The organism is Citrobacter sp. CK185 (genome assembly GCF_030333565.1).
GTDB classification, from domain to species: domain Bacteria; phylum Pseudomonadota; class Gammaproteobacteria; order Enterobacterales; family Enterobacteriaceae; genus Citrobacter_B; species Citrobacter_B koseri.
Window position 1 is genome coordinate 1 of record NZ_JAOWFR010000011.1, and the last position, 270, is coordinate 270.

The following is a 270-nucleotide window of genomic DNA, read 5'->3' on the forward strand; positions in this document are numbered from 1 at the left end:
TACAGGCTTGTAGCTCAGGTGGTTAGAGCGCACCCCTGATAAGGGTGAGGTCGGTGGTTCAAGTCCACTCAGGCCTACCAGATTTTCCCTGAATACTGCGTTGTGAAATGACTCACATACTTTAAGTATGCTTCGTCATTCCACGCCTTGTCTCAGGAAAAATCATCGGTAAGAGGTTCTGACTGTACTGTATGGGGCTATAGCTCAGCTGGGAGAGCGCCTGCTTTGCACGCAGGAGGTCTGCGGTTCGATCCCGCATAGCTCCACCAT

General features: G+C 51.5%; 2 tRNA genes. Both read left to right on the forward strand.

What is annotated here, in order from left to right:
* Positions 1-3: 3 nt before the first annotated feature.
* Positions 4-80, forward strand: a tRNA-Ile gene (locus tag OGV79_RS02285).
* Between the two features lie 113 nt (positions 81-193).
* Positions 194-269 (forward strand) — tRNA-Ala (locus OGV79_RS02290).
* The last annotated feature ends 1 nt before the right edge of the window (position 270 follow it).